This window comes from Neisseria sp. P0021.S007 (assembly GCF_051956855.1).
The window spans coordinates 1-686 of record NZ_JBQCXA010000540.1; the positions used below are offsets into that span (position 1 = coordinate 1).

General features: G+C 43.6%; 2 protein-coding genes. Both read right to left on the reverse strand.

Features of this window, described 5'->3' with window-relative positions; all coding sequences use genetic code 11:
- Positions 1 to 371 (reverse strand): type VI secretion system baseplate subunit TssE (gene tssE, locus ACTHUR_RS14495; protein ID WP_440399275.1); only part of this gene is annotated, 371 nt, incomplete at its 3' end.
- The coding region (gene tssJ / locus ACTHUR_RS14500; protein ID WP_440399277.1) for a type VI secretion system lipoprotein TssJ at positions 371 to 686 on the reverse strand (316 nt) is incomplete at its 5' end. The genes tssJ and tssE, both read right to left, overlap by 1 nt.

The following is a 686-nucleotide window of genomic DNA, read 5'->3' on the forward strand; positions in this document are numbered from 1 at the left end:
AAATAAGTGTCTATAACTACCGCACCCGCGTTTTCTATTTCGCATTCCAGCTGATAACATAAAACCATGATATTGTCTTTGGATTCAGTGAGGTGGATATCCAAGTTCCTTAATCTCGGCTCGTATTTCAACAAGGTTTTCCTCATAAAATACCGCAAGTCATGCGCGCTGGACGGCAGGTTTTTATAAACCATGCTGAGATCGGGAATCCCATAATCCGGCAGATGTTTCAAGGAACCGCTCCTGCTGTTAAGAATGCGTTGGATATTGTCCAAAACACTGCGAACCAACTGGAAGCTGCCCGGCAGGTCATCTATCGGCAAACCGTCGGAATAAAATCCGGTCAGTTTCTCATAGAGTGCGGCATCCATTATTTGACTTTCTTGACCGTCTCTTGAAGCAGGACTTTGTTATCCACCAATTCGATAACGACCGGTTTTTTATTGGTCAGCTGCTTTTTGGTAATCAACATTTTCCAAGTCTGCTCTTCCCCTACTTTGTTGTAGAAAGCGACAACACCGACATATTTGGTGTCTTTATTCAGCGTTTCATCAAAGCTGATGGTCTCCCCCGGCCGGATGGTATATTGCTTGTAACCTTCCGCCAGATCGTTGCTTAAGATGGTTTTGTCTTGATTGAGCAAATCACGATATGAGGCAGCTTCATAATTTTGCTTGTCTTTCAAT